At 68.2% G+C, this 26,590-nt stretch carries 24 protein-coding genes and 1 tRNA gene; 16 read left to right on the forward strand and 9 right to left on the reverse strand.

Annotation, left to right across the window (positions count from 1 at the left end; genetic code table 11):
• Positions 1-13: 13 nt before the first annotated feature.
• Positions 14-523, reverse strand: a complete 510-nt coding sequence (locus IEY26_RS04655) for a hypothetical protein (RefSeq protein WP_188976305.1) — start codon at positions 521-523, stop codon at positions 14-16.
• A gap of 84 nt (positions 524-607) precedes the next feature.
• On the opposite strand from IEY26_RS04655, the gene IEY26_RS04660 reads away from it, so the two are divergent.
• A complete protein-coding gene (locus IEY26_RS04660; protein WP_188976308.1) occupies positions 608-2,254 on the forward strand; it encodes a tRNA uridine(34) 5-carboxymethylaminomethyl modification radical SAM/GNAT enzyme Elp3 in 1,647 nt (548 codons plus the stop codon).
• A gap of 184 nt (positions 2,255-2,438) precedes the next feature.
• On the opposite strand, the gene surE is transcribed toward IEY26_RS04660, so the two are convergent.
• On the reverse strand, positions 2,439-3,218 hold the full coding sequence (surE, locus tag IEY26_RS04665) for a 5'/3'-nucleotidase SurE (protein WP_188976310.1): 780 nt from the start codon (positions 3,216-3,218) through the stop codon (positions 2,439-2,441).
• A 123-nt stretch (positions 3,219-3,341) separates the two neighbouring features.
• Entirely contained in the window at positions 3,342-4,283 is a 942-nt protein-coding gene (locus IEY26_RS04670) for a ketopantoate reductase family protein (protein ID WP_188976313.1), read from the reverse strand.
• 137 nt (positions 4,284-4,420) lie between these two features.
• Between IEY26_RS04670 and rqcH the strand changes: the two genes are divergently transcribed.
• From rqcH to IEY26_RS04685, 3 genes are all read left to right on the forward strand, one after another.
• Positions 4,421-6,541 (forward strand): ribosome rescue protein RqcH, encoded by a 2,121-nt coding sequence (gene rqcH, locus IEY26_RS04675; RefSeq protein WP_188976314.1) that lies wholly within the window; start codon positions 4,421-4,423, stop codon positions 6,539-6,541.
• 84 nt (positions 6,542-6,625) lie between these two features.
• Complete coding sequence (locus IEY26_RS04680; RefSeq protein WP_188976316.1) at positions 6,626-7,669, forward strand: DUF4013 domain-containing protein; 1,044 nt, start codon at positions 6,626-6,628, stop codon at positions 7,667-7,669.
• A 25-nt stretch (positions 7,670-7,694) separates the two neighbouring features.
• Positions 7,695-8,084, forward strand: a complete 390-nt coding sequence (locus IEY26_RS04685) for a DUF5658 family protein (protein WP_188976318.1) — start codon at positions 7,695-7,697, stop codon at positions 8,082-8,084.
• A gap of 58 nt (positions 8,085-8,142) precedes the next feature.
• Here IEY26_RS04685 and IEY26_RS04690 read toward each other — a convergent pair whose 3' ends face one another.
• Entirely contained in the window at positions 8,143-9,393 is a 1,251-nt protein-coding gene (locus IEY26_RS04690; RefSeq protein ID WP_188976320.1) for an RNA-guided endonuclease InsQ/TnpB family protein, read from the reverse strand.
• A gap of 175 nt (positions 9,394-9,568) precedes the next feature.
• Here IEY26_RS04690 and IEY26_RS04695 point away from each other — a divergent pair, with 175 nt between their 5' ends.
• Positions 9,569-10,636: an mRNA surveillance protein pelota gene (locus tag IEY26_RS04695; protein ID WP_188976322.1), complete on the forward strand. Its 1,068-nt coding sequence runs from the start codon at positions 9,569-9,571 to the stop codon at positions 10,634-10,636.
• On the opposite strand, the gene IEY26_RS04700 is transcribed toward IEY26_RS04695, so the two are convergent.
• Entirely contained in the window at positions 10,637-12,616 is a 1,980-nt protein-coding gene (locus IEY26_RS04700; RefSeq protein ID WP_188976324.1) for a S9 family peptidase, read from the reverse strand.
• A 95-nt stretch (positions 12,617-12,711) separates the two neighbouring features.
• Between IEY26_RS04700 and IEY26_RS04705 the strand changes: the two genes are divergently transcribed.
• The 3 genes from IEY26_RS04705 to IEY26_RS04715 all read left to right on the forward strand — a co-directional run bounded on the left by IEY26_RS04705 (position 12,712) and on the right by IEY26_RS04715 (position 16,831).
• Positions 12,712-15,360 carry an ATP-dependent helicase gene (locus tag IEY26_RS04705; RefSeq protein ID WP_188976326.1) on the forward strand — a complete coding sequence of 883 codons (2,649 nt, stop codon included), beginning with the start codon at positions 12,712-12,714 and terminating at the stop codon, positions 15,358-15,360.
• Positions 15,361-15,437: 77 nt separating this feature from the next.
• Positions 15,438-16,166 (forward strand): MBL fold metallo-hydrolase, encoded by a 729-nt coding sequence (locus IEY26_RS04710; RefSeq protein WP_188976328.1) that lies wholly within the window; start codon positions 15,438-15,440, stop codon positions 16,164-16,166.
• A 116-nt stretch (positions 16,167-16,282) separates the two neighbouring features.
• Entirely contained in the window at positions 16,283-16,831 is a 549-nt protein-coding gene (locus tag IEY26_RS04715; protein WP_188976330.1) for a hypothetical protein, read from the forward strand.
• Positions 16,832-16,867: 36 nt separating this feature from the next.
• On the opposite strand, the gene IEY26_RS04720 is transcribed toward IEY26_RS04715, so the two are convergent.
• Positions 16,868-17,818 carry a zinc-dependent metalloprotease gene (locus tag IEY26_RS04720; RefSeq protein ID WP_188976332.1) on the reverse strand — a complete coding sequence of 317 codons (951 nt, stop codon included), beginning with the start codon at positions 17,816-17,818 and terminating at the stop codon, positions 16,868-16,870.
• Positions 17,819-17,893: 75 nt separating this feature from the next.
• A complete protein-coding gene (locus tag IEY26_RS04725; RefSeq protein ID WP_188976334.1) occupies positions 17,894-18,163 on the reverse strand; it encodes a hypothetical protein in 270 nt (89 codons plus the stop codon).
• A 96-nt stretch (positions 18,164-18,259) separates the two neighbouring features.
• Here IEY26_RS04725 and IEY26_RS04730 point away from each other — a divergent pair, with 96 nt between their 5' ends.
• From IEY26_RS04730 to purF, 4 genes are all read left to right on the forward strand, one after another.
• Positions 18,260-19,330 (forward strand): M20/M25/M40 family metallo-hydrolase, encoded by a 1,071-nt coding sequence (locus IEY26_RS04730; RefSeq protein WP_188976336.1) that lies wholly within the window; start codon positions 18,260-18,262, stop codon positions 19,328-19,330.
• 63 nt (positions 19,331-19,393) lie between these two features.
• Positions 19,394-19,579, forward strand: coding sequence for an LSM domain-containing protein (locus tag IEY26_RS04735; RefSeq protein WP_188976338.1), 186 nt, complete (start codon positions 19,394-19,396; stop codon positions 19,577-19,579).
• Positions 19,576-19,752 (forward strand): 50S ribosomal protein L37e, encoded by a 177-nt coding sequence (locus IEY26_RS04740; RefSeq protein WP_188976340.1) that lies wholly within the window; start codon positions 19,576-19,578, stop codon positions 19,750-19,752. Before IEY26_RS04735 ends, IEY26_RS04740 begins: the two co-directional genes overlap by 4 nt.
• Positions 19,753-19,990: 238 nt before the next feature.
• Positions 19,991-21,460 (forward strand): amidophosphoribosyltransferase, encoded by a 1,470-nt coding sequence (gene purF, locus IEY26_RS04745; RefSeq protein WP_188976342.1) that lies wholly within the window; start codon positions 19,991-19,993, stop codon positions 21,458-21,460.
• Here the strand turns inward: purF and IEY26_RS04750 are convergent, their stop codons facing one another.
• Entirely contained in the window at positions 21,461-22,018 is a 558-nt protein-coding gene (locus tag IEY26_RS04750; RefSeq protein ID WP_188976344.1) for a DUF420 domain-containing protein, read from the reverse strand.
• A 132-nt stretch (positions 22,019-22,150) separates the two neighbouring features.
• Here IEY26_RS04750 and IEY26_RS04755 point away from each other — a divergent pair.
• The 4 genes from IEY26_RS04755 (at position 22,151) to IEY26_RS04770 (ending at position 25,506) form a co-directional block, all read left to right on the forward strand.
• Positions 22,151-22,235 (forward strand) — tRNA-Leu (locus IEY26_RS04755).
• A gap of 230 nt (positions 22,236-22,465) precedes the next feature.
• Positions 22,466-22,981, forward strand: a complete 516-nt coding sequence (locus IEY26_RS04760; RefSeq protein ID WP_188976346.1) for a helix-turn-helix domain-containing protein — start codon at positions 22,466-22,468, stop codon at positions 22,979-22,981.
• Between the two features lie 33 nt (positions 22,982-23,014).
• A complete protein-coding gene (locus tag IEY26_RS04765) occupies positions 23,015-24,205 on the forward strand; it encodes an alanyl-tRNA editing protein (RefSeq protein ID WP_188976348.1) in 1,191 nt (396 codons plus the stop codon).
• A gap of 155 nt (positions 24,206-24,360) precedes the next feature.
• On the forward strand, positions 24,361-25,506 hold the full coding sequence (locus IEY26_RS04770) for an acyl-CoA dehydrogenase family protein (RefSeq protein WP_188976350.1): 1,146 nt from the start codon (positions 24,361-24,363) through the stop codon (positions 25,504-25,506).
• Here IEY26_RS04770 and IEY26_RS04775 read toward each other — a convergent pair whose 3' ends face one another.
• The gene (locus IEY26_RS04775) at positions 25,507-26,559 is read right to left on the reverse strand and encodes a guanosine monophosphate reductase (RefSeq protein ID WP_188976352.1); all 1,053 of its coding nucleotides are present in this window, start codon (positions 26,557-26,559) and stop codon (positions 25,507-25,509) included. It lies immediately after the preceding gene.
• Positions 26,560-26,590: the final 31 nt, after the last annotated feature.

Raw genomic sequence — 26,590 nt, forward strand, 5'->3', positions numbered from 1 at the left:
CGAACCGACGCCGCTACTTCTCCGCGCCGCCGCTCACGCGGACCGTTCGTCCGAGCCATACGGGCTTCTCACCGGTCGAAACGTCGACGAAGAACGCGTAGCGTCCGCCTTCGAGTTCCGTTCGGTAGCGGTAGGCGTCGCCGTCGAAGACGTACGTGCCGTCCGCGGCGACGACAGCCCGCCACGACACGCCGCGTCGAGCGTCCGCCTCCGCGCAGTAGCCCGGCGTCTCGCCGACCGCCATCGGCTCCCACCGACTCCCCGCGTCGCGGACGAACCGCCAGTCGTTCCGGCAGACGCGGCTCTCGCGCTCTCCCGTTGCTTCGACCGTGAACGTCAACGCCGCCGGTGGCCGTACGGTTCGCGGCGACGCCGTCAACACGATATCGTCGTGCCTCGTCCACGCGACCGCCCCGCGGAACGCCGGCGTCGGTGCGTCCGGCTGTTCGACGGGCGTCGCACAGCCGGCGAGCGCGCCCGCACCGAACGCGCCGAGCGTCGAGAGGAGGGCTCGTCGGTTCACATCGAGTGAGTGGCGCGCCGACGGGAAGTGTTTTCTCCGGAGTCAACGACATGCTTTTTGCTCGCGGTCGGCTGTCTCCTGGTAATGAGTTCTGAGGCCGAGGGCGCGTTCGAAGCGGCGTGCGACGAGCTCGTCGACCGCATCCTCGCCGGCGACGTCGGAAAGGACGACGTCGAGTCCGCGAAGATGGACGTCTGCGGGGAGTATTCCGCGCCGAAAGTGCCGACGCACACCGAGCTGCTCGACCGCGCGCCCGACGGACGGCGCGAGGAGCTCGAGAAGGTCCTCCAGCGGAAGCCCGTGCGGACGGCGTCCGGCGTGACGCCGGTCGCCATCATGACGAGCCCGCACCTCTGCCCGCACGGCAAGTGCCTCTACTGTCCGGGCGGTCCCGCGAGCGACTTCGGGAGCGCGCAGTCCTACACGGGCCACGAGCCCGCCGCCGCGCGCGGCGAGCAGAACGACTACGACCCCTACGGGCAGGTGATGCTTCGGCTGAACCAACTCCGGGAGATCGGCCACCCGGTGGATAAGGTCGAGCTCATCATCATGGGGGGGACGATGACCGCGCGCAGCCACGACTACCAGGAGTGGTTCGCGAAGCGCGCGCTCGAAGCGCTCAACGACTTCGACCCCGACGCCGAACCGCAGCCCGCCGAGGGCGTGAGCTTCGCACAAGACCCCGAGGAGTACGAGTACCGCTACCTCGAAGACGTCAAGGAGGCGAACGAGCACGGGAACATCAAGAACATCGGGACGACGTTCGAGACGAAGCCCGACTGGTGTACGGACGAGGCCATCGACCGGATGCTCCGCCTCGGCGGAACGAAGGTCGAGGTGGGCGTGCAGACGACGTACGAGCGTATCAACCGCGAGATGCACCGCGGGCACGGCATGCAGGCGTCGATGGACGCGAACCAGCGGCTCCGGGACGCCGCGTTCAAGGTCGGCTTCCACATGATGCCCGGGCAGCCCGGGATGACGGAGGAGATGGTGCGCGAGGACTTCCGCCGCATCTTCGAGGACCCCGCGTGGCGGCCGGACTACCTCAAGATCTATCCGACGCTCGTCGTCAGAGGAACGCGAGTCTACGACCAGTGGCGGCGCGACGACTTCGACCCCCTCACGAACGACCAGGCCGCCCGGCTCGTCGCCGAGATCATGAAGGACCTCCCCCGGTACGTCCGCCTGCAGCGCGTGCAGCGCGACATCCCCGCGGACTTCATCGACGGCGGCGTCTGGAAGTCGAACCTCCGCCAGCTCGCCTGGCAGGTCATGGACGACCACGGCTGGACCTGCGAGTGCATCCGCTGTCGGGAAGCCGGGATGAACGACGAAGAGCCGGAGAACGTCACCTACGACGTCCTCACTTACGAGTCCGGCGGTGGCACGGAGCACTTCATGTCCTACGAGGACTTCGACAACGACCTCCTCGTCGGCTTCTGCCGGCTTCGCTTCCCGAACGACGCCCGACGGGAAGAGCTGGAGAACGCGGCGCTCGTCCGCGAGCTCCACGTCTACGGGAGCGAAGTCGGCGTGGGTCGCGACGGCGACGCCGGCACGCACCAACACCGCGGCTACGGCCGCAAGCTCATGCAACGCGCCGAGGAGAAAGCACGCGAAGCGGGCTACGACAAGCTCGCCGTCATCTCCGGCATCGGCGCGCGCCAGTACTACAAGCAGAAGCACGGCTACGAGCAGGACGGCCCGTACGTCTCGAAGAAACTGTAGGGCGGCGTCGGCTCTGTGGCTTCGGCGCTGACGCGGGCTCTGGGCGAGCAGGCGACAGCGTTCGTCCGCGGCACGCGTGTCGCACAACCGCTGGCGCGCCGCGGCAGTTCTCAGGTCACGCGGCGAGTTGGCCGCGGTTTCGTATTTGAACGTTCGGAGCGGCGGCGAAGGAGGAGAGCGCGGGTTAGACGTCGATGATGCCGCCGGCGGTCGCGCCGGTGGCGATGCTGTGGGGGGCGACGAGGGGGCTGATTGAGGTTTCGTTGTCGACGACGGCGCGGCGGTCGGTGCCTTCGGGGTCGGGGACGTCGCGGTCGAAGAGGTCGGTCCAGAAGCGGTCGTTGACGTTCACGCCGGCTTCGGTGAATTCGGCCTGGAGTTCGTACTCCTGGGTGGGGCGGGTGACGCGATAGACGGGGGTGTCGGCTTGGCCGGCGGCGGGGGCGTTGATAGTGAGGTAGTCGGCGGTGGGGAGGACGTCGCCGTCGAGGAAGCCGGGGAGGAGGTCGTCGACGGCGGCGGCGGCCTCGACGAAGTCGGGTTGTTCGGGGTGGTAGGGTTCACCGGGGGTGTAGGCCCAGTCGTACATGGAGACGGCGATGGCGGGGTAGCCGAGGAAGGAGGCTTCCATGGCTGCGCCGATGGTGCCGGAGCGCGCGAGGACGTGCGCGCCGAGGTTGGGGCCGTCGTTGCAGCCGGAGACGACGATGTCGGGCTCGACGTCGAGCGCGCCGATGGCGATGGCGACGCAGTCGGCTGGAGTGCCTTGGACGGCGTAGCCGCGGTGGCGTTCGTCGTAGTCGACGTGCCCCCAGCTCCGCGTCTGCCCGGTGCCGGACTGGTTCTCGGCGGGCGCGACGACGGTGACGTCGTGCGTTTCCGAGAGGCGGTCGTAGACGGCTTGGAGGCCGGGTGCGTCGATGCCGTCGTCGTTCGTGAGGAGGACGGAGCGCGACGTGGTCACGTCTGGGTCTTGTGAACGCGGGTGGTAAGCGATTCCGGTCCGCGGCGGTCTATCGAGGTCTCCTGTGCGGTCCGGAGACCTGCGGAGGCGCGCCGAGGAATTCGGTGGCTCGTGGTGGTTTCGTCACTCGGCGTTCGCGTCGGCCTGCGGGGCGAGGACGGCGTTGATCGCGCGCGTGGCGGGGACGGGGACGCCGGCGTCGCGGCCGTGGGCGACGACGCTGCCGTGGAGGGCGTCGAGCTCCATGCGCTTGCCGTGGGTGAGGTCGTAGTGGAGGCTGGAGTACTGGTCGTCGCTTCCCTCCTGCATGGCGTCGAGCCATTTGCCGACGGGGTCCCAGTCGAAGCGGACGCCCTTCGCGTGGGCGACGGCGACGACTTCCTCCATCACCTGCCGGTAGAGGCTCCAGGATTCGTCGTTCGCGCGGACGCGGCCGAGCGGCTGGCGGGTGGCGGCGGTGAGGCCGGCCTGCGCGCAGATGAGCGCGAACTTATCCCAGAGCGTCGCGTGGACGTTCTCGGTGTACTTCGCGCTCATCCCGGTGGCTTCCTCGCAGGCGTCGAGGAAGGCGTCGGCGAGCGCGGAGCGTTCCGGGGGTTCCTCGTCGATGTCGTGGTACTGGCCGTAGAGGATGTGCGCGGGGCCGCCGGTGTGTTCGACGACGCCGGGTTCCTTGATGGTGGAGAAGATGTAGGTGACGCCGCCCCAGACGCGCTCGCTGCCGACGGCGTCGACGAGGACGGGTTCGTTGTCGACGCCGTTCTGCACGCTGAGCACCGCGCCGTCGTCGGCGAGGAGGCCGTCGAGGTCGGCGGCGGCGTCGGCGGTGTCGAAGGATTTCACGCAGAAGACGACGACGTCGACCGGGTCGATCTCGCTCGGGTCGTCGGTCGCGGGGAGGTCGACGTGGAAGTCGCCCTCGACTGATTCGACGGTGAGGCCGTCTTCTTTCAATGCGTCGAGGTGTTGGCCGCGCGCGATGAGTTCGACGTCGTGTCCGTCCTGGGCGAGGCGGCCGCCGTAGTAGCCGCCGACGCCGCCCGCGCCGTAGATCGCGATTCGCATACTCCGGGGTTGAGCGCGCGCCGGCAAAGGCGTTGGCGTCCCGGCCGTTCCTCGCCGGTCGAGAGAGAACCCGTGGGACGTCGCGTCGCCGCGGGCGACCGTAGGAGGGAAGGCGGGGACTCTCCAAAGCGGAGGTAATGAATCAGAAACGGGAGATGACGAGCGTCGACCTCGTGGCGCTCACGCGGGAGCTCCGCGACTACGAGGGGGCGAAGGTCGATAAGGCCTATCTCTACGGCGACGACCTCGTCCGGCTGAAGATGCGGGATTTCGACGAGGGCCGCGTGGAACTCCTCCTCGAAGTCGGCGACACGAAGCGCGCGCACGTCGCCGCGCCGGAGCACGTCCCGGACGCGCCGGGGCGGCCGCCGAACTTCGCGAAGATGCTGCGGAACCGGCTGTCGGGCGCGGACCTCGCGGACGTCCGCCAGTACGGCTTCGACCGCATCGTCGAGTTCGAGTTCCGCCGCGAGGACCAGGACACGACCATCGTCGTGGAGCTCTTCGGGGACGGGAACGTCGCCGTTCTCGACCAGAACGGCACCGTCGTGGACTGCCTCGACACCGTGCGCTTGCAGAGCCGGACGGTCGCGCCGGGGAGCCAGTACGGGTTCCCGCAGGCGCGCCTGAACCCCCTGGAGGTCGACTACGAGGAGTTCGCGGCGCAGATGGAGCAGTCCGATACGGACCTCGTGCGGACGGTGGCGACGCAGTTGAACTTCGGCGGGCTCTACGGCGAGGAGCTCTGCACGCGAGCGGGCGTGGAGAAGACGAAGGACATCGCGGACGCCGGCGACGACGAGTTCGAAGCCATCTATCACGCGATGACGTCGATGTTCGACCGGCTCAAGTCGGGCGACGTCGACCCGCGCGTCTACTACGAGCCGAGCGAGGACGACGACGGCTCGGAGACGCGCGTGGACGTGACGCCGCTCCCGCTGGAGGAGCACGCGGAGCTGGAGTCGGAGGCGTTCGACTCGTTCAACGCGGCGCTCGACGACTACTTCACGAACCTCGGTGGCACGGAAGAAGAGGAGGGGAGCGCGGCGAACGCGGGGAAGCCGGATTTCCAGGCGGAGATCGAGAAGAACGAGCGCATCATCGCCCAGCAGGAGGGCGCGATCGAGGACTTCGAGAGGGAGGCGGAGGCGGAGCGAGAGAAGGCCGAGGCGCTCTACGGGAACTACGACCTCGTCGACGACTTCCTCACGACCGTCCGAGAGGCGCGGGACGCCGGGTACTCGTGGGCGGAGGTCGAGGAGACGCTCGAAGACGCGAAGGAGTCGGGGATGGACGAGGCGCAGCCGTTCGAGGGCGTCGACGAGCAGAACGGCCGCGTCCGCGTGCGCCTCGGCGACCACTCCATCTGGCTGGAGCCGGAGTCAGGCGTCGAGAAGAACGCGGACCGCCTCTACACGGAGGCAAAGCGCATCGAGGAGAAGAAAGAGGGCGCGCTCGAGGCCATCGAGAACACGCGCGAGGAGCTGGAAGCGGCGAAGAAGCGGAAGGCGGAGTGGTCGGAGGAGCCGGCGTCCGACGAGGCAGAAGAGGACGCAGAGGACGAGGATATCGACTGGCTGTCGCGGTCGTCGGTGCCGGTGCGGAAGCCGGAGCGGTGGTACGACCGCTTCCGCTGGTTCCGCACCTCCGACGGCTTCCTCGTCATCGGCGGGCGGAACGCCGACCAGAACGAGGAGATCGTGAAGAAGTACATGGACAACTACGACCGGTTCTTCCACGCGCAGGCGCACGGCGGCCCGGTCACGGTGTTGAAGACGAGCGCGCCGTCGGAGCCCGCACAGGACATCGACGTCCCCCGGCAGTCGCTGGAGGAGGCGGCGCAGTTCGCCGTCAGCTACTCCTCGGTGTGGAAGGACGGCCGCGGCGCGGGCGACGCCTACATGGTCATGCCCGAGCAGGTCTCGAAGACCGCGGAGTCCGGCGAGTACCTCTCGAAGGGCGGGTTCACCATCCGCGGGGAGCGCGAGTACTTCCGCGACGTCGCCGTGGGGTGTGCGGTCGGTATCACTTGTGAGCCGGAGACGCGCGTCGTCGGCGGCCCGCCGAGCGTCATCACCGAGCAGGCGGAGCTCGCCGTCGAACTCGAGCCCGGGCGGTACGCGCAGGGAGACGCCGCGAAACGCGTGTATCGGAAATTCCGGGAGGCGTTCGCGGACACGAGCTTCGTGCGGAAGGTCGCGAGCCCGGACCAGATTCAGCTCTTCATGCCGCCGGGCGGCAGTCGCATCAAGGACTGAGCGAGGGCGGCGCAGTCGGGCGGATTCGTGTGTGAGTGTCGCGCGAGGCGAGGATTTATCCCCTGACCCGGTGACGTGTTTCGTGTGTTCGAAGACGCCCTGAACTACCCCCGCGAGGGAGACGACTGGCTGACGAAGATACTCATCGGCGGCGGCCTCCAGTGGGTCGCGGCCTTCATCGTCTTCGTCTCCGTCTTCTTGATGTTCGTCGGTATCGGCTTCCTGACTATCTGGTTCGCCGTCGTTCCCGGCATCGTGCTCGCCGGGTACACGCTCGACGTCGCGCGGAGCGTGCTCGACAGCGACCCCGAGATGCCGGCGTTCGAGGACTGGCAGCGGTTGTTCGTCGACGGCCTGAAGGTCTTCCTCGTCGGTATCGTCTACGGGCTTCCGCTGCTCGTGCTCGGCCTCGTCTTCCTCGCCGTGGCGGTGCTCGGCGGGCGGGCCGACGTGGGCGCGCTCGTCATCGTCGTCTTCTTCCTCGTGGCGTTCGCCTACAGCCTCGCCGTCACCTACGTCTTCCCGGTCTCGCTCGTGAACATGGCGCGCGAGGACGACGTCGCCGCGGCGTTCGACTTCGCCGTGCTCTCCGACGTCGCGCTCGACGGCGACTACGCGGTCGGCTGGCTGCTCGCGGTCGTCGTGAAACTCCTCGGCGGCGTCGTGAACAGCATCCTCGGCGCGGTCGTCGTCGGCTTCCTCCTCGTGCCGCTCGTCCAGTTCTACACGCGCGTCTCCGGCACCTACCTCCTCACGCGCGGCTTCATGGACGTCCGCGGCATCGACTTCGACCCCGACACCGACCACCAGACCACGCTCGACGAAGCCGCCGGCTCCGACGCCGGCCTCGGCGAGGGCGAAGACGACGACTCGATGCCCGAAGCGCAGACGACGGTCGAGCCCGACAGCGACGTCGACGACACCGTCAGCAGCCTCAAGGACGTCGAGCAGTCCCGGCCGCCGGCGGACGCGGCCGGCGAGACGAGCGACGAAGACGCGTCCGACGCCGGCGCTGCTGACAACGCGGACGCCGACGAGACCGACGCTGACTCCGACGCTGACGACGCCGACGATGATGACGACGATTCGGCGGGCGGCGGCGAGCGTCGCGACGACCGGTCGGTTTAGACGCGTCGACGTCCTCTCTTTTCGCATGGTCTCGGCCGTTCCGCGCGAGCAGCGCCGCCGTCGGTACTGGCGTCGGGCGGGGCTCGCGCTCTTCGTGCTCCTCACCGTCGACCTCCTGACGACGGCGCTCGCGGTGCGCGCCTACGGGGTCGGCGGGGAGGCGAACCCCATCATGGCGTATCTCCTCGGCAGCGGGTTCGCGGTGCTGCTCGGCGTCCACCTCGCCGTGCTGGCGGTGCTCGCCGCGCTCTTCTACGCGCTCATCGAACTCGCCGTGCGCGCGCCGAGCCCGTTCGACGAGGTCGTCGCGGCGAGCTTCGAAGTATGGAGCGCGCTCCTCGTCGTCGCGGGCGTCGTCGTCGCCGCGAACAACCTCGCCGTCGTCTTCTTCGGCTGGACGTTTCTCCCGGGGTGACATCCTCCCCGTCGTGAACGACCGGGCTTCCCGTACCGCAGTTGGGATATTTGCTGGTCTACGACACGACCTGTTCTCTCGTGTGAAACAACCCGCTCTCGCGGTCGAACAAGTATGTCGATGGCTGTGCCACACAGCCGTTACTCCTATCCTCGCCGTGAGGACTCGGAGTTATCTTCTGGCGCATATTCTCCGCCCCATTACAATCCGCATTACCGACCAAACCGCACGACGAGCAGACATACAGCCCACGTTCAACACGGTTCGACTTCGTGTCGTCACCACATCGTGAACACGTCTTCGACGTATTCCACTCGTTCTCCTTCAACACCTCAACGCCACGGATCTCGCCCTTGTATTCGAGGTACTGGTAGATGCGGTCGAACGCCCACGAGTGCAACTTCTTGTTGCCGGTCTTCCCCCAGTCCGAGTCGCGCACGTCTTCAGGCCAACTCACCGCGAGCGTCCCCACACCGCGTTCAACGCACTCCGTGATGATGGTGTCCGTGAGCGTGTGGTAGAAGTGGGTTTCGCGGTCTGCGAGTTTCCGACGTGCCCACATCGACTTCGCAGACGGGCCGTTCTCACCTTCGGTGTCGTACTCGGCTCGCTTGAAGTAGTGCTTGTCCTGCTTGAGTGAGTTGCCGGGGTACAGGACGTATTCGTCGGGGAACGCGACCGTGGCGATGTTCTTGATGCCAAGGTCGATGCCTGCCACTTCGTCGCCTGCGGAGTCGGTAGTGTCGAGTTCGATTTTGCAGACGAAGTGGAGTTCCCATTCGTCGCCGTTCCAGACGGCTCGAACGTTCTGTACCTTATTGACTTCTGCGAGGTCGACGTCCGGGCGGGTCTGGTACTCGCAGAGCAGGAAGTCCGACCAATACTCCTTGAGATTCGAGCCTTTGCTGAGTCTGACGCGGTTGTTCTCGGAGTCGTGTTTGAAGCCGTCTGCTTTGAACGTGACCGTACTCTTGGGTCGGGTGTCGCCGTGTTTGCGGTAGCCGGGCGGATTCGCCTCGTCAAACTTGTGTCGCAGGTCGAACCATGACTGGAAAGCGTCGGAAAGTTCTTCGATGACTTTCTGACTGGATTGCGCGTTCAAGTCTTTCCAGCACGACTGGTTCTTCATGTACGATTTCAGCACGCCCTCGTCTGGGATGTCGCCTGTCTCATCCCAGATACGGTCGGCTGTCCATCGGGCGACATTCCAGATTTTCGAGGCAGAGTCTCCGAGCGAGTCAAGGCCATCGCAGACCTGTCGGTGGTTCTGGATGGAACCAACGTAGGTTCGAGTGACCTGAATCGCCATACATAGCCTATGTAGACAAATCTACTTAATGATATGGATTTGCGTGGAATATCCGGCCTGCCATCGTCGCTGGTTTGTGTAGGAGTTGTCGGATTCACTCCCGCCGTAAACGGCGGGATTCTCTCCTTGAAGAAAGATAGCAGGACACTTACCCCGGCGGGCCCGATTTTCGACCATGCAGATTAAGGAGCGACACCGGCGGGAGGACGGTCGTGAGGCCGTCACGCTCGTGCCGGAGTCCCTGGACGACCTCTGGCACCTCGCCTACATTCTGGAGCCGGGTGACCTCGTCTCCGGGGACACGCACCGGCGCATCCAGCGCGCCGACGACCAGATGCGGGACACCGGCGGGGAGCGCGAACACATGTACGTCACCATCGACGTCGAGGACGTCGAGTTCCACAAGTTCGCGAACCGCCTCCGCGTGTCCGGCGTCATCGAGGACGCCTCCCGCGAGGACCAACTCGGCATGCATCACACGCTCAACGTCGAGGAGCGCGAGGAGATCGAGGTGGAGAAGGTCTGGAAGCCCGATCAGGAAGAACGCTTAGAGGAGGCCGCGGAGGACACCGAGGGCGTGGACGTCGCCATCGCGACCATCGAGGAGGGCGAGGCGCACATCCACCTCGTCCAGCAGTACGGCGTGGACGAGTACGGGAGTTTCACGGGGACGACCGGGAAAGGCGAGTACGCCCGTGGGCGCGACGAGCTCTTCGGTGAGGTCGCAGCGGCGCTCTCTCGGCTCGACGTCGACGCCATCATCCTCGCCGGCCCGGGGTTCACGAAAGACGACGCTTACGACTTCGTCGAGGAGAACTACCCCGAGGCGGCGGAGAAAATCACGCTCGTGGACACCTCCGCCGTGGGCGGGCGCGGCGTCCACGAGGTCCTCAAGCGCGGCGCAATCGAGGAGGTGCAGGCGGAGACGCGTATCAGCGAGGAGTCCGAGAAGATCGACGAGCTCACGAAACGCATCTCCACCGACGGGACGGCCGCCTACGGCATCGAGGAGGTCGAGGAAGCCGTCGAGTTCGGCGCGGTGGAAGAGCTCCTCGTGCTCGACGAGCGCCTCCGCCGCGAGCGGGCGGGCGAAGGCGAGTGGACAGTCGACATCAACGAGCTCATCACTCGCGTGGAACAGCAGGGCGGCGACGTCACGGTCTTCAGCCACGAGTACGCCCCCGGCGACCAGCTGGAGGCGCTCGGCGGCATCGCCGCCCTCCTGCGCTATCGGATGCAGTAGTCAGTCGAGGTCGATTTTCGGGACGTCGTCGGCGGGCGTGAAGTCGAAGACCCGGCCGTAGAAGGCGAGGTCGAGTTCGGCGGCGCGCCGGACCGACTCCTCCTCGTGGAAGCCGTGGCGCTCGCCGTCGAATTCGACGTAGGCGTGGGGGACGCCGTCGGCGTCGAGGGCGTCACACATGGCCTCCGCCTGGCTCGGCGGAACGACGGTGTCGTCGCTGCCCTGAAGCAGGAGGAGGGGGCAGGCGATGCCGTCGGCGTGGTGGACGGGGGAGCGCTCGCGGTACGTTTCCTCGGCGTCGGGGAGCGCGCCGACGAGGCCGTCGAGGTAGCGGGACTCGAACTTGTGGGTGTCGCGGGCGAGCGCTTCGAGGTCGGCAACACCATAGAAGGAGACGCCGGCGTCGAAGGTGTCGTGGAAGGCGAGCGCGCAGAGAGTGGCGTAACCGCCGGCGCTCCCGCCCTCGATGGCGAGGCGGTCTGAGTCGACGCGGCCCTTCTCGGCCAGGTGTTCTGCCGCCTTCACGCAGTCGGCGGTGTCCGTGACGCCCCACTCGCCGTTCAGTTTTTCTCTATACGCGCGGCCGTAGCCGGTGCTGCCGCGGTAGTTCACGTCGAGGACGGCGATACCGCGCGTGGTAAGAAACTGGACGGGCGGGATGCCGCTGCCGCCGGCGACGTCGCAGACGGGGAGCGTCTCGCTCGTCGGCCCGCCGTGGGAGCGGACGACGACGGGCGGGTCCTCGCCGCGCGGCCCCTGCGTGTGCCGGTTCTTCGGCGGGTAGAAGAGCGCGTGCGCTTTCTCGTCGTCGGTCGTCGGGACTTCGACGTGCTCGGGGCGGGAGAGGAAGGCGTCGTCGAACGGGAGGTCGAGGGATCTCCGGAGGACGCGGCGTTCCCCGGACTCCCACGCGACGACCTGCGGAGGGCGGACGGGTGACGCGCCGACGAAGGCGACGCGGCCGTCGTCGACGGCGAGGTTCCCGTGCGGGAACGCGTCGTAGCGCACGTCGAGCGCGTCGTAGTCGCCGTCTTCGAGGACGCCGATGGTGTACTCGCTGCGCTTCCCGGAGATGGCGACGATGCGCTCGGCGTCGAGGAAGCCGTAGGTCGCCATCCCGATCCCCCACTGCGGCAGCCCGAACTCGCGTTCCGCCGCGAAGACGCAGGACGGGTCGGCGTCCACACCCCCATCAGAACCGACGGCGAGGTCCGAGTCGTCGGGAACGGCATAGATATTCCACCAGCCGGAGCGGTCGGAGACGGCGTGGAGTGTCCCATCAGGGCTCCACGCCGGCTGGAAGACCGATTCTTCGGGGCCGCCGAGCACGGCGCGTTCGTCCGTGAGCGTTCCGTCGTCTTCGACGTCGGCGACGCGGAGGGTCGTGCCGTCCCACGGCATCCGCGGGTGGTCCCACGTCGTCCAGCACAGCCGGTCTCCCTCGCTGTCGAGTCGCGGGAACGCGTAGAAGTCGTGGCCGCTCGCGACCTGCACGGGGTCGCCACCGTCGGTGGGGATGACGACGAGGTCGTTCTCAACGTCTCCGTTGCGGTGGCGTTCGCGGACGGCGTAGAGACGGTCGCCGTCGGGCGACACCTCGAAGTCGGCGTAGCGGTCGGCCTTCTCGCTCGGCGGTTCGGGCGTCAACGGGTCGGCGTCGTCGCTTCCGTCTGCTGACGTTCGGTAGACGCGCTGGTCGTCGAAGCGGACGAAGTAGACCGTGTCGTCGTGGACGGCGAAGTCGCCGCCGCCGTACTCGTGGACGAGCGTGCGGATGTCGTGGTCGTCGGGGGTGACGTCGATTCGTTCGCCGTCGCGGTCGCGGACGACGACGCCGCGGCCGTCCTCGCTGGGGCGGCGTTCGAGCCAGTCGGTCGCGTCGCCGTCGACGGCGACGCCGCCGAAGGAGACGCCGCCGGTCGACACGAACTCGGGCGAGAGCGGGGAGTCCCACTCGCCGTAGGGCTGTCGCTCGGTCATACCCCGTTGTTTCGCGAGCGAGCGCTTAGTAGTGTGGCATGCCGAACCACGGGGAGAGCGACAGCGTTTTTCGCGCTCGCGGGCTACCACAGGGCGTGACTATCCGGGGGCCGGTCGCCGACGTGGGGGAGACGCGCTCGGTGAACACGAAGTACGGCGACCGCGACCTCGTCGAGTTGACGGTGCGTCCGGAGCGCGGCGTCGGCGAGCCGGTGACGGTGACGCTCTGGGGGAAGTGGGCGGAAACAGCGGAGTACGTCGAGCCGGGCATGGACGTGCTCGTCACCGACCCCGAAGAACGCGAGTGGAACGGCGAGACGCAGTACAGTATCGGTAAAGAGTCGTTCCTCGTCGTCGAACCGGACTTCCTCGTGGACGTGACGAGCGTTCGCGAGTTCGTCCAGTGCCCCCGCCAGTACTACCTCTCGAAGCTTTCGGGGCTCCCGCTCAAGTATCCGGTGACGAAGGGGACCATCGTGCACGAGGTGTTCGGCGACCTCCTCAGGGGGCGCGACCTCGACGCGGCCGTCGACGACGCCGTGACCGACGCGGGCCTGGAGCTCGGCCTGCTGGGCGAGGACCCGGAGGAGGTCCGTCGAGACGTCTACGACCACGCGTCGGCCATCGAGGGGTGGCTCGCACAGGAATCCCTCACTGGTGATGATGACTGGCGCTCCGAGTTCACGCTCATCTCGGAGACGTTCGGCATCAAGGGGCGGTGCGACGCGATTCGGCAGGGGATGCCGGTCGAACTGAAGACGGGGAAGAACACGAAGCGCGATCCCCGATTCCACGATAAGGTGCAGGCGGCGTGTTACGCGCTCCTCCTCCGGGATCGCGGCGTCGAGCCGAACACGGGGACGCTCCTCTACACGAAGAACGCCGCCGTCGACAGAGCGGAGGAGACGGGCGACCTCTCGCCGGCGAAGGAGTTCAGCATCGGGAAGGGCTTTCTCGACTTCGTCGTCCGCACCCGCAACCACCTCGCGGCGCTCGAAGCGCAGGAGAAGACGCCGACGGGGAAGGAGGCGGACGCGGTCTGCGAGTACTGCTTCGAGCGCGAGACCTGCATGGTGGTCTCCGGCCGGCTCGACCAGGAGTCGAAAGTCGGGAAAGTCGGGAAACCGCTCCCCGCGGCGGAGCGCGAGTACTTCGACGACTTCTACGACGCCGTCGAGGCGGAGCGGGAGACGGTGCACGCCGAGTACCGAAAGCTCTGGGAGCAGAGCGCCGAGGAGCGCGTCGACGACGACCGGGCGGTCGTCGGGCTCGAACCCGAAGCAGAAGACGAACTCGAAGACGGCCGGTGGCGGCTTTCCGCGACTCGGCCGGGTGACGCGACGTCGAAGATTCGGGCGGGCGACCGCGTGCTGGCGAGCGACGGGAACCCGGTGACGGGGACGGCGGAGATGGCGCGCGTCGAGGTGCTCACGCCCGACGAGGTGGTCGTGACGACGGACGAACCCGTGAAGCTCCGGCGGCTCGACGTCTACCCGAGCGAGCTCGGCGTCGACCGGATGCTCACGGCGCTCCACGACTTCCTCCTCAAGGGCGACCAGCGCCGGAAGGACGTGCTCTTCGAGCGCGAGGACCCCGCGTTCGCGGACGAGGAGCAGGAGGTCATCCCGAACAACGACGCGCAGAACGCGGCGGTGAACAAGGCCCTCAACGCGGAGGACTTCGCGCTCGTACACGGGCCGCCGGGAACCGGGAAGACGTACACTATCGCGACGCTCGTGCGGGAGTTCGTGGCGCGCGGCGACCGCGTGCTCCTCTCGGCGTTCACGAACCGCGCGGTCGACAACGCCCTGGAGGCCATCCGCGACCAGGGGTTCGACGACTTCGTGCGCGTCGGCACGGAGACGGGCGTGCGCGAGGACATGCAGTCCTTCCGGCTCTCGAAGTCGGGCGACCCCGGCGAGCAGGCGGGCGCGCTCCGGGACGCGCCGCTCGTCGCCGCGACCACCGCCACCTGCGGGTCGCGCGTCATGCGCTCTCAGGAGTTCGACGTCGTGCTCGTCGACGAGGCCAGCCAGCTCACCGAGCCCGACACGCTCGCCGCGATAAACCGGGGAGCGACGTTCGTGCTCGTCGGCGACCACCTCCAGCTCCCGCCCGTGGTTCGCTCCGGCGGCCGGCTCGCGGACTCGCTCTTCGAGCGCCTCATCGAGACCTACGCGGACGCGGGCGTGATGCTCGACAGCCAGTACCGGATGCGCCAGAGTATCCAGGCGTTCTCCTCCCGCGAGTTCTACGACGGCCAGCTTCGGCCCGCGAACGGCGACGTGGCGACGCAGACCCTCGCCGACCTCGACGTCTCCGGCGTGCCGGACGGCGTCGACTTCGAGCAGGTCGCGGGCACCGACGCGCGGCACACGGACAGCGAGGAGGCGGACCGCATCGCCGAACTCGTCGAAGACTATCTCGACGCGGGCGTCGACCCTGAGGACGTCGGCGTCATCGCGCCGTTCCGCGCGCAGGTCGCCGAAATCGGCCGGCGCATGCCGGACGGCGTCACCGTCGACACGGTCGACCGCTTCCAGGGGTCGAGCAAAGAGGTCATCCTCGTCTCCTTCGTCGCCACCGGCGAACTCGACGGGCCGATCTTCGAGGACTACCGGCGGGTGAACGTCGCGCTCACGCGGGCGAAGCGCGCGCTCGTGCTCGTCGGCGACCGCGAGGCATTGGAGACCGACGACGTCTACGAGCGGATGGTCGAGTGGGCGTCGCTGCAGTCGTCGTAGGAGGCGACTCCGTCCGCGACCCGTTCGGCGTCGCCGAGAGCAACACACCTTTCTCTCTCCCGGTTCCCTCACCGACTATGCAGGTCACGTTCCTCGGAACCGGGAGCGCGATGCCGACGCCGGGGCGCGCGCAGTCGGGCGTCCTCGTGGAGACCGCCGAGTCGCGCGTGCTCGTGGACTGCGGGAGCGGCGTGCTCGAACGCCTCGCCGCGACCGACGGCGGCTACGAGGACCTCGACGCCGTCCTCCTCACACACTTCCACCTCGACCACACGAGCGACCTCCTCGCCCTCCTCAAAGCCCGCTGGCTCGCCGGCGCGGGCGACCTCCCCGTCGTCGGCCCCCCGGGGACCGTCGACTTCGCCGACGACGTCTTCACGGGCTACGACTACCTCCGGGAGAACGCATCCGTCACCCCGCGGGACGCCGTCGGCGAGTTCTCCATCGCCGGCCTCGACGTCGAGACCTACGAGACCGACCACTCGATGCGGTGTCACGCCTACCGCCTCGACGACGCCTTCACCTACGGCGGCGACTCCGAGGCCGACGACGGCCTCGCGGCGTTCGCCGAAGGCACGGCCTTCCTCGTCGACTGCTCCTTCCCCGACGACGTCGACGTCTCCAACCACCCGACGCCCGCCCAGCTCGGCCGCGCGCTCGCCGGCCGCGACTTCGACCGCGTCTTCCTCACCCACCTCTACCCGCACACCGAGGGCCGCCACGACGAGATGCGCGCCAGCATCGAAGCCCACTACGACGGCGACGTCTCCTTCGCCGAAGACGGTCAGACCATCAAGGTCGAGTGACTCGTCTGCCGAACCGAGTCAGACCTCCGACTGCCCCGTCTGTCGAACCGGAGTGGATTTCCCACTGCTCCGCCGGGTCCGCTACGCTTAATCCGTCGCCGTCGCAACCCCCGGGTATGCGTGTTCGCGACTGGCAGGACGTGCTCGCGGACGTGACGGAGACGAACGCCGAGCCCGACGGCTGGCGCGCCGTCGCCGGCGACCGCTCGAACGGCATCGGCGAGGACCTCTACCTCGGCCACCCCGCCGTCGGCGTCTACCACCTGAAGACCTACGCGAAGAACCCCTACGAGGTGCGAGGGAAGGGGACGCGAGTCGCGCGCCGGCTCGACGACGACCTCGACTCGTTCTTCCCGGAGAAGACCGGCGGGCGGTTCGCGGTCCGCGAGCCCGCGCCCGACGAGGACACCGCGAAGTCGCGGGCGAAACGACTCGAAGAGGTCGTGAAAACGCACGCCGACGCGCCGACGACGCCGGACGCGCTCTTCGACGACGCGATGGACGTGTTAGAGTCGCCGGCGTTCGGCCCGATGGCGTACGAGTTCGACGGCCGCCCCGACGCCCTCGACGGCCTCGCCGAGCAGTTCGAGGAGTCAGAGGAACTCCTCACCGAGGAACTCGAAGACCTCGTCGAACGCGACGACGTGAACAAAGGCTTCCAGTAGCGTTCTGCCCCGGTTCGACAGGCGTGTCGAGAGGGGTTATTCGCGGGGGATGCGGGCGAGCCAGGCGTCGGGGTTGTCGAGTTCGGCGTCGGTCGGGAGGTAGTCGGGGCCGTCCCAGACGCGGGCGGCGGCTTCGATGCCGCGGGCGTCGACGACGTCGTCGAAGAACGCGCGGCCGCGCTCGTACTGTTTCTGCTTCAGCTGGAAGCCGAGGAGGCGGCCGACGAGGCTGCTGACGTTCGTCCGATTCCGGCGTTCGTCGAGCTTTCGCCGTAAGTCGTCGTAGTCGTCGTCGAAGGCTTCGTCCATGAGGAGTTCCGCGTAGCCTTCGACGGCGGTCATCGCGACGTTCAGGTCGCGGAACGCGTCCTTGGCGACTTTGGCGTCGGCGAGGTCGCTGACGCCGGCGCGCATCCGGTCGCCGAGGAAGTCGGAGAGCCAGGGGGCCGCGCCGAACTCCGCGGCGTGCGTGACCTCGTGGAAGGCGATCCAGCGGCGGAAGCGCTGGAAGTCGACGTCGAGGGTGTCGGCGGCTTTCACGATGTTCGGGTGGACGAAGTAGAGGTCGTGCTCGTCGCCGTCAGCGAGGAGGAGGGGGTCGTACTGGCCGAGGACGTGACGCGCGATGAAGGCGAGCGCGACCGCCATCGTCCCCGTGTTGACGGTGTTGGAGACGCCGGGGAGCGCGACCTCTTGGCCTTCGAGGGGTTCGAAGGCGCGGCGGAAGGTCGGGACGTTCGCCTCCATCCAGTGGTGGCGGTTCTGGATTTCGAGGGTCTTCGGGACGGCGAAGTGGACGCCGGAGACCTCGCGGACGCGCTCGCGGGCGTCGCGGACGTCGCTCGCGTAGGCGGCCTCCATCTCCGGCGTGAGGTCGAGGCGGCCGGGCGGCGTCGCTTCCTTCGCGGCGTCGACGGCGGCGTCCCAGTCCAGCGGCCCGCTGCCGGACGCGGACGCGACCGCCCGGACGCTCTCGTAGAGACTCATTACACGGAGAGAGCCAGTGAAGCGGGAAAGCCCTTCTGGGAACCGCGATACTGAACGTCGGTTACTGGACGCCGGTTACTGGACGCTGATGTCGTCGGCGTCGTCGGCGGATCCGCCGAGTTTCTTCTTCACGGCGACAGCAACACCAGTAGCGACGACCGCGACGGCGAGGGCGGCGACGGCGAGCGCGGCCACGCCCGGTCCGCCGGACAACTCCTCGGCGTCGTCGCCGGTCGAGACGGGCGGTTCCGTCGCGGGTTTTCCTCCTGCGTCGCTCGCGCCGGGGCCGATGTTGCAGGCGAAGTCGAGGTCCGATTCGTGGAAGTGAATGTCGACAAGTCCCATACATCTCTCGGCGGCGGCCACAACTAAAGCCGTTGTGGGACCGCGCGCCGCTCCGGAACCGCACCGTTGATTGGCCCGTAGCCGTGATGTGTCCGTATGGAAGACGCTCCGCGTGCGTTCCTCGACGACCTCCTTTCGACCGCGAGCCCGTCCGGGTTCGAGACCGCCGCTCAGTCCGTCTGGCTGGAGTACGTGTCCGCGTTCGCCGACGACGTCACCACGGACGCCTACGGGAACGCGGTCGCGGTCTACGAGGGCGACGAGGCGGGTCCCGAGCTCGCGTTCGCCGGGCACGCCGACGAAATCGGGCTGATGGTCGCGGAGATCGACGACGACGGCTTCGTCCGCCTGACGCCCATCGGGGGCGCGGACCGCACCGTCTCGCTCGGCCGGCACGTCCGTATCCACACGGACGACGGTCCGGTGAACGGCGTCGTCGGGCAGGCCGCCATCCACCTGCGGATGACGCAGGACGACCCGGACGCGCCGAAGGACATCGGCGAGCAGTACGTCGACATCGGCGCGGAATCGGAAGAAGAAGCCCGCGAGCTCGTCGAGGTCGGCGACCCGATCACCATCGCCGAAGCGGTCGACGACCTCCAGGGGACGCGGGTGGCGGCGCGCGGGATGGACAACCGCATCGGCATCTGGACGGCGGCCGAGGCGCTCCGCCGCGCCGCCGACCGCGGCGTCGACGCCACCGTCTACGCCGTCTCAACGGTACAAGAGGAAGTCGGGTTGAACGGCGCGGAGATGGTCGGGTTCGACCTCGACCCGGACGCCTACGTCGCCATCGACGTGACGCACGCGACCGATCACCCCGTCCACCCAGGCGACACGCCCGGCGAGGTCGAGCTCGGGAGCGGGCCGGTCGTCGCGCGCGGCGCGACGAACCACGTCGAGCTCGTGCGCGCCGTGCGCGACGCCGCCGGCGAGGCGGACATCGACGTCCAGCTCCAGGCGAACGGCATCCGGACGGGGACGGACGCCGACGCGGTGTTCACGCAGCGCGGCGGCATCCCCGCGATGAACCTCGGCGTTCCGAACCGCTACATGCACACGCCCGCCGAAATCATCGACACCGGCGACCTCGACGCGGCCGCCGACCTCCTCGCCGCCGTCGCGGACTCCGAGTCCGACCGCGAGGACTTCCGCGTCGACCTCTAGGCGCGGCGACGCCTTCTCGGCCTGTGCCGGTACGCTTATCCGCTTCGCATACGGCCATCGTGTATGACCGGCCGACCGCTCGACGTTCTGGAGGAAGCCCTACAGTCGCCCGTCACCGTCCACCTCAAGGACGGCGAGTTCCACGAGGGCGTCCTCACGGGCTACGACCAGCACATGAATCTCGTCCTCGAAGACGGCGAAGACACAATCGTTATACGCGGCGACAACGTCGTCACGATACAGCCATGACTGGGGCAGGAACCCCGAGCCAGGGGAAGAAGAACAAGACGACGCACGTGAAGTGCCGGCGGTGCGGCGAGAAGTCGTACCACTCCCGGAAGAAAGTCTGCGCGAGCTGCGGATTCGGTAAGACCGCGAAACGCCGCTCGTACAGTTGGCAGTCGAAGAACGGCGACAACTAACGCCGTATTCTCTCGCTCTCTCGTCGCGGAGCCGCTGCGTTAGCCGCGGCTCCGGATTCGACGTCTCCGTCGACGATTCTGCGCTCGACGCCTCGAACCGGTGAGCGGCGCGGACGTCGACGTCCATCCGAGACGGATACACGAGACGTTGCACAAACGTGGATATCAACTCGGTGTTTTTGCGGTCGTTAGGGCACAAAAGAGTGGGTTTTTGGTGTTGGGTGTGCGACCACTGGCTATGGCAATGGGCGAGCCGGCCGCGGACGGGTTGACCGAGAAGTGCGGCGTCGTCGGGATGAGCCTCGACGAGGAGGATGCCGCACTCCCCCTCTACTACGGGCTGTACGCGCTCCAGCACCGCGGACAGGAGTCCGCGGGCATCGTGACGCACGACGGCTTCCAGCAGCACAGCCACGTCGAGATGGGGCTCGTCGGGGACGCGTTCGACGAGGCGGACGTCGAGTCGCTGAAGGGCTCGTCGGGCATCGGGCACGTCCGCTATCCGACCGCGGGGAGCGTCGACACGTCCTGCGCGCAGCCGTTCACCGTCTCCTTCAAGGGCGGCGCGCTCGGCCTCAGTCACAACGGCAACCTCGTGAACGCCGCCGAGGTCCGCGACGACCTCGCGAACAAGGGCCACGCGTTCACGAGCGACGGCGACACCGAAGTCATCGCGCACGACCTCGCGCGCAACCTCTTAGAGGAAGACCTCGTGCGCGCGGTGAAGCGGACGATGGAGCGCGTCCACGGGTCGTACGCGCTCACCATCACGCACGACGACACCGTCCTCGGCGTTCGCGACCCCGAGGGGAACCGCCCGCTCTGCATCGGACGGCTCGACGACGGCCACGTCATCGCCTCCGAATCCGCCGCCATCGACACGCTCGGCGGCGAGCTCGTCCGGGACGTGAAACCGGGCGAGCTCGTCGTCCTCCACGAGGACGGCGGCGGCTTCGACTCCTACCAGCTCAAGGACCCCGAGCACACCGCACACTGCTTCTTCGAGTACGTTTACTTCGCCCGACCGGACTCCGTCATCGACGAGGAGCTCGTCTACGAGGTCCGCCGAGAGCTGGGGCGAAAGCTCTGGGCGGAAGCCGGCGCGGACACGGACGTCGTCATGCCGGTGCCGGACTCCGGCCGCGCGTTCGCGTCCGGGTACGCCGACGCCGCCCAAGAGGACGACGCCGACGTCGAGTTCGCCGAGGGCCTGATGAAGAACCGGTACGTCGGCCGGACGTTCATCATGCCGACACAGGAGGCGCGCGAGCGCGCCGTCCGCCTGAAACTCAACCCCATCCGCTCGACAGTGGAGGGGAAGACGGTGACGCTCATCGACGACAGCATCGTGCGCGGCACGACCTCCGACCAGCTCGTCGAACTCCTCTACGACGCCGGCGCGGAGGAAGTCCACGTCCGCATCGGCGCGCCGAAAATCCTCGCGCCCTGCTACATGGGCATCAACATGGCGACGCGCGAGGAGCTCATCGGCGCGAACCGGAGCACGGAGGAAATCTGCGAGCATATCGGCGCGGACTCCCTCTCCTATCTCTCCGTCGACGCCATCACCGAGGCGGTCGGGAAGTCCGGCGACGACCTCTGTCTCGGCTGCGTGACCGGCGAGTACCCCTACGACATCGACGGGGAGATGACCGACCGCGACGTCGAGCGCCCCGTCGTCCGGCCGGAGCCCGTCGACGCCGACTGATCAGGCGTAGGCGTGGTGGAGGAGGACGTAGACGACGGTGCCGAGCGTGAAGGAGACGACCCAGAGGCTGGCGGCGATTCGGCCGGCGCGCGCGTGGTGTGTTTCTGCGAGTTCTGCGACCGAATGCGTGCCGGCGAGGATGAGCGCGTAGAAGACGACGGGGATGCAGACGATTGCGAGGAGGATGTGGACGGCGAGCAGCGGCAGGTAGACGAAGGTGTAGACGCTATCCGGACCGCCGAACGCGGTGGTGCCTTCGAGGATGATGTGCCAGAGGTAGAGCGTGAGGAACGCGACGAAGAGGAGCGTGCTCGCGAGCATCGCGACGCGGTGTTTCCCGAACTCCTTCCGGCGCGCCCACCGGACGCCGGCGAGGATAGTGGCGACGGCGGTGACGCTCACGACCGCGTTCGCGTGCGGGGCGAGTGCGACGAACGGGTGGTGAGGGACCGCGCGCGGTGGAATCACACCGCCGACGGCGGCGAAGACCGCCGCGAGCGCGAGCGCGGACACCACGGCCGTCGTCGCCGGGACGTGCTGACGGACGAACGTTCGCATACCGCCTCGTTCGGCGGCGCGCGGCATAAGTCCCCGCGCCCCGCCGCCGTGTGGGAGTTTTGCACGCTGCCGTCGAATGGAAGGTCTTTTATTAGTCCCCGTTCTACGAATGATTGCAATCGCACGACGCGAGCGTGGGTAGCCAAGCTAGGCCAAAGGCGCAGCGTTGAGGGCGCTGTCCTGTAGAGGTTCGCAGGTTCAAATCCTGCCCCACGCATCGCACACGCGGCAGGCCGCCGCGACCGCTGCGATGCAGGTGATATCCCTCTGGGACATCACCCACGCACAACTTCACTTCGAAACCACGCCCCGTAGCCGTGGCCGCCGGCACGGGTCGTGGATTCTCTCGTCGTCGATCCCCGCCAGTCGTCGCGCCCGGCGGTTCCGTCGGCTCAGGCGTTCCCGCTACCGCACAGTTGAAAAGGCCACCCCCACATACACGTTGGTATGGCTAAGTACTCGACGGGCGGGTCCCGGGGCGGAAGCTCCGACGGAACCTGCGAGCTCTGCGGGCAGACGACGGATTCGCTCACCACGGCGACCGTCGCCGGCGCGGAGCTCAACGTCTGTTCGAACTGCGCGAACCTCGACGAATCGAAGAAGACCGGCGGCCACAGCCGCGGCGAAGACCAGTCGCGGAGCGAGGCGGACCGCCGGAAGCGCGCCGCGCAGAACACCGCCCGTCAGCTCGACTCCGCGCAGTCCGAGTCGAACTACTGGGAGGAGCACGGCTCGAACTACGACGCCGACCAGCTCCCCTACCTCGTCTCCGACTACGGCGAACGCGTGACGAACGCGCGACAGGGCGCGGGCTACACGCAAGAAGAGCTCGCCGAGGAGCTCGGTATCGAGGAGAACGACCTGCTCGCGGTCGAGCAGGGCCGGGCGACGCAGGCGAGCGTCGGCGGCTCCGTCGTCCGCGCGCTCGAAGAGAAGTTCGATATCTCCCTCTCCGAGGAGTAGTGTTTTAGCGGCGCGGCCGTACACTGTGAGACGATGACGCAGTCGCTCGCGCCGACCGACCCGTACACGACGCGGTTCGAGGCCGCGGTCACGGCCGTCGACGGCCGTGACGTCACGCTCTCCGAGACGTACTTCTACCCGGTCGGCGGTGGACAGCCAGCGGACCGCGGGCGGCTCGCGGGCGTCCCGGTCGAACACGTCGCCGAGGCCGACGACGCGGTCGTTCACACCCTCGTTGAGGAGCCGGACGTCCAAGTCGGCGAGGTCGTCGCCGGCGAGATAGACGAGGAGTTCCGAACGTACTGCATGCGGGCGCACACCGCGAGCCACGTCCTCTACGGCGCGGGTCGGCGACTTCTCTCCGACCTCGGCTACGGCGGGTTCGACATCGGCGAGACGAAGGTGCGCGTGGACTTCGAGACGACGACGGACGTCGACGACGACGTACTCGTCGAACTGGAGCGACTCGCGAACAGAGCGGTCTGGGACTCGCGCGCGGTCTCCTGGGAGGAAGTCCCGCAGGCGGACGCGGTGGCGCGCGACGACATCGCGTTCAACGTCGCGACCGAGGAGGGCGTGATGGCCGACTCCGACACGGTTCGCGTCGTCGACGTGGACGGCTGGGACGTCTCCGCCTGCGGCGGCACGCACGTCGAGAACACCCGAGAAATCGGGCTCGTCGCGGTGCGCGACCGGTCGAACCCCGGCGAGGGGTTGACGCGCGTCGAGTTCTCCGTCGGCGAGGCCGCCGTCGACTCGCGCGCGGAGGAGCGCCGGGCAGCGTTCGCGGCGGCGCGCGACCTCGGCGTGCCGCGCGAAGAGCTCGACGCGGGCGTCGACAGCCTGCACGCGAACGTCGAGGAACTCGAAGGGGAGCGCGAACGCCTCCGGGACGCGCTCTTGGAGGCGCGGCTCGACGGGTTCTCGAGCTTCGAGCGTGACGGCGCGCGCTGGCTCGTCGGGACCGTCGACGCCCTCGACGCGAACGCGGTCGCCGACCGGCTGCGCGAGGCCGCGGCCGGCCGCGCGGACGTCGTCGCGGTCGCCGGCGGCGGCGAACGCGCGTTCCTCGTCGTGGCGTCCACCGGGGACGTGGACGCCGGCGGCGTCGTCGACGAGGTCACCGCCGAGTTCGGGGGTGGCGGCGGCGGTGGCGGCGCGCTCGCACAGGGCGGCGGCCTCGACGCGTCCGCGACGGACGTCGTCGACTCACTCGGGGGCTAACAGGCAGCTAGCGCGTTCTCGGGGGGTGTACTGCACAGTCGCGTCGTTCCCGCCCGAGCGGCTCGTCAGGTCATATGCAGTTTGGCCGCGGTATCTGTCTTGAACGTTCGCGGGGAACCAATCGCTTTTTCGAGGGTGGCGGCAGAAGGAGGAGTATGCCTTTGAGTGGAGAGCAGGCGGCGGTGCGCGACCTCGTGCGAGAGTTCGCAGAAGAGGAGATCGCGCCGGTCGCGGCCGAATGCGACGAGGAAGCGCGGTTCCCGGAGGGCGTCTGGGACGGCCTCGCCGACCTCGACTTGACCTCCTTGACGGTTCCGGAGGCGTACGGCGGGTACGACGCGGACAAGACGACGTACTCGGTGGTGAACGAGCAGGTGGCGTACGGGAGTCTGGCGGTGGCGACGGCGCTCTCCGTGCATTCGCTGGCGACGTCGTGTATCGCGGAGTTCGGGAGCGAATCGGTGAAGGAGGAGTGGCTGCCGGAGATGGCGGACGGCCGGCCCGTCGGGGCGTTCGCGTTGTCGGAGCCGGGCGCGGGGTCGAATCCGGCGCAGATGACGACGACGGCGCGGAGAGAGGGCGACGAGTACGTCATCAACGGGACGAAGCAGTGGATCACGAACGGCGAGCGCTCCGGCGTCGTCCTCCTGTTCGCGAAAGTCGACGACGGCTCGGAGGGAACGACTGCTGACTCGGACGCTGTCACGCAGTTCCTCGTCCCGAAGGACACGCCGGGGCTCTCGGTGGGGAAGAAGGAGGAGAAGCTCGGGCTGCGGGCGAGCGACACGACGAGCCTGGAGTTCGACGACGCGCACATTCCCGCGGAGTACCGGCTGACGGAGGTCGGGCGGGGGCTGTCGGCGGCGTTCAGTATTCTCACCACCGGTCGTATCGGCATCGCGTCGCAGGCGGTCGGGCTGGCGCAGGCGGCGCTCGACGACGCCGTCGAATATGCAGGAGAGCGCGAGCAGTTCGGGAAGGCTATCGGGGAGATTCAGAGCGTCCGGCACAAGCTCGCGGATATGGAGACGCAGGTGCGGGCGGGCCGCGCGCTCGTTCGTGAGGCCGCCGAGCTCGCGGACGCCGGCGAGGACTTCCGGCAGGCGGCGTCGGCGGCGAAACTTTACGCGAGCGAGGCGGCGGTGGACGTGACGAACGAGGCAGTGCAGGTCCACGGCGGCTACGGCTACACGACGGACTTCGACGTCGAGCGCTACTACCGCGACTCGAAGATCACCACTATCTACGAGGGGACCTCGGAGATCCAGAAAGAAGTCATCGCGCGCGGCCTGCTCGACTGACTAGTCGCTGCGGCCGGTGGTTTCGGAGCGCGCGACGCCGTGCGCGCCGGAGCGAGCCTTGCCCTCGGGGGTGAGGCGGATGAACTCGCTGTTCTCGCGGGCGTCGTCGAGGGTGTGTGCGCCGCAGTAGGAGACGCCGGAGCGGACGCCGCCGAGGAACTCGCGGAGTTCGGTCTCCAGTGGCCGTTTGAGGGCGACCATCGACTCGACGCCCTCGTCGGCGTCGGGGCGGCCGTCCTTGTCCTCGCGGCGCTCCATCGCCGCGCCCGTGGACATCCCGCGCGTGCGCTTGTATTTGACGCCGTCGACCTCGACGGTTTCACCGGGAGCCTCGGGCGTTCCCATGAAGAACCCGCCCATCATGACGGCGTCAGCGCCGCCGACGAGGGCTTTCACGGCGTCGCCGGAGGTCTGGATGCCGCCGTCGGCGATGGTGGTGACGCCGGCTTCGTCGGCGGCCTCGGCGGCGTCGGTGACGGCGGTGAACTGGGGGACGCCCGCGCCCGCGACCTCGCGGGTCGTGCAGTGCGAGCCCGGGCCGATGCCGACTTTCACGCAGTCCGCGCCGGCGTCGGCGAGGTCGTGCACGCCCTGTTTCGTGGCGACGTTCCCGGAGACGAGCGGCGTGTCGGGGAAATCGCCGGCGAGTTCGCGGGTGACGTCGATGGCGGCCTCCATGTGGCCGTGGGCGACGTCGAGGACGAGCGCGTCGACGCCGGCGTCGACGAGGGCCTGCGCGCGTTCGGTGTGGTCTTCGGCGATGCCGAGCGCGGCGGCGACCTGTTCGCCGGCGTCGACGACGGCTTCGACCTCCGCGGCTTGCTTCTCGACGGGGAGGAAGCGGTGGACGACGCCGAGGCCGCCGAGGCGCGAGAGCTCGATTGCGGCGTCGGCTTCGGTGACGGAGTCCATCGGCGCGCTGAGGACGGGCGCGTCGAGCGTGAGGCCGGGCGCGAGTTCGGTTTCGAGCGAGACGTCGCTGCGGCTGTCGACGGGCGAGCGTTGCGGGACGACCAGTACGTCCCCGTAGGAGAGTCCGGTTCGGACGTTCATCGGTAACCTTCGATTCCAAGTGAAGCGTCCC

It is taken from the genome of Halocalculus aciditolerans (genome assembly GCF_014647475.1).
GTDB lineage: Archaea > Halobacteriota > Halobacteria > Halobacteriales > Halobacteriaceae > Halocalculus > Halocalculus aciditolerans.

Coding starts and splice junctions, on each gene's coding strand:
- IEY26_RS04660 (WP_188976308.1), top strand. CDS start 608: ATGAGTTCTGAGGCCGAGGGCGCGTTCGAAGCGGCGTGCGACGAGCTC.
- IEY26_RS04670 (WP_188976313.1), bottom strand. CDS start 4,283: ATGCGAATCGCGATCTACGGCGCGGGCGGCGTCGGCGGCTACTACGGC.
- rqcH (WP_188976314.1), top strand. CDS start 4,421: ATGAATCAGAAACGGGAGATGACGAGCGTCGACCTCGTGGCGCTCACG.
- IEY26_RS04685 (WP_188976318.1), top strand. CDS start 7,695: ATGGTCTCGGCCGTTCCGCGCGAGCAGCGCCGCCGTCGGTACTGGCGT.
- IEY26_RS04690 (WP_188976320.1), bottom strand. CDS start 9,393: ATGGCGATTCAGGTCACTCGAACCTACGTTGGTTCCATCCAGAACCAC.
- IEY26_RS04695 (WP_188976322.1), top strand. CDS start 9,569: ATGCAGATTAAGGAGCGACACCGGCGGGAGGACGGTCGTGAGGCCGTC.
- IEY26_RS04700 (WP_188976324.1), bottom strand. CDS start 12,616: ATGACCGAGCGACAGCCCTACGGCGAGTGGGACTCCCCGCTCTCGCCC.
- IEY26_RS04710 (WP_188976328.1), top strand. CDS start 15,438: ATGCAGGTCACGTTCCTCGGAACCGGGAGCGCGATGCCGACGCCGGGG.
- IEY26_RS04715 (WP_188976330.1), top strand. CDS start 16,283: ATGCGTGTTCGCGACTGGCAGGACGTGCTCGCGGACGTGACGGAGACG.
- IEY26_RS04720 (WP_188976332.1), bottom strand. CDS start 17,818: ATGAGTCTCTACGAGAGCGTCCGGGCGGTCGCGTCCGCGTCCGGCAGC.
- IEY26_RS04725 (WP_188976334.1), bottom strand. CDS start 18,163: ATGGGACTTGTCGACATTCACTTCCACGAATCGGACCTCGACTTCGCC.
- IEY26_RS04730 (WP_188976336.1), top strand. CDS start 18,260: ATGGAAGACGCTCCGCGTGCGTTCCTCGACGACCTCCTTTCGACCGCG.
- IEY26_RS04735 (WP_188976338.1), top strand. CDS start 19,394: ATGACCGGCCGACCGCTCGACGTTCTGGAGGAAGCCCTACAGTCGCCC.
- IEY26_RS04740 (WP_188976340.1), top strand. CDS start 19,576: ATGACTGGGGCAGGAACCCCGAGCCAGGGGAAGAAGAACAAGACGACG.
- purF (WP_188976342.1), top strand. CDS start 19,991: ATGGCAATGGGCGAGCCGGCCGCGGACGGGTTGACCGAGAAGTGCGGC.
- IEY26_RS04750 (WP_188976344.1), bottom strand. CDS start 22,018: ATGCGAACGTTCGTCCGTCAGCACGTCCCGGCGACGACGGCCGTGGTG.
- IEY26_RS04760 (WP_188976346.1), top strand. CDS start 22,466: ATGGCTAAGTACTCGACGGGCGGGTCCCGGGGCGGAAGCTCCGACGGA.
- IEY26_RS04765 (WP_188976348.1), top strand. CDS start 23,015: ATGACGCAGTCGCTCGCGCCGACCGACCCGTACACGACGCGGTTCGAG.
- IEY26_RS04770 (WP_188976350.1), top strand. CDS start 24,361: ATGCCTTTGAGTGGAGAGCAGGCGGCGGTGCGCGACCTCGTGCGAGAG.
- IEY26_RS04775 (WP_188976352.1), bottom strand. CDS start 26,559: ATGAACGTCCGAACCGGACTCTCCTACGGGGACGTACTGGTCGTCCCG.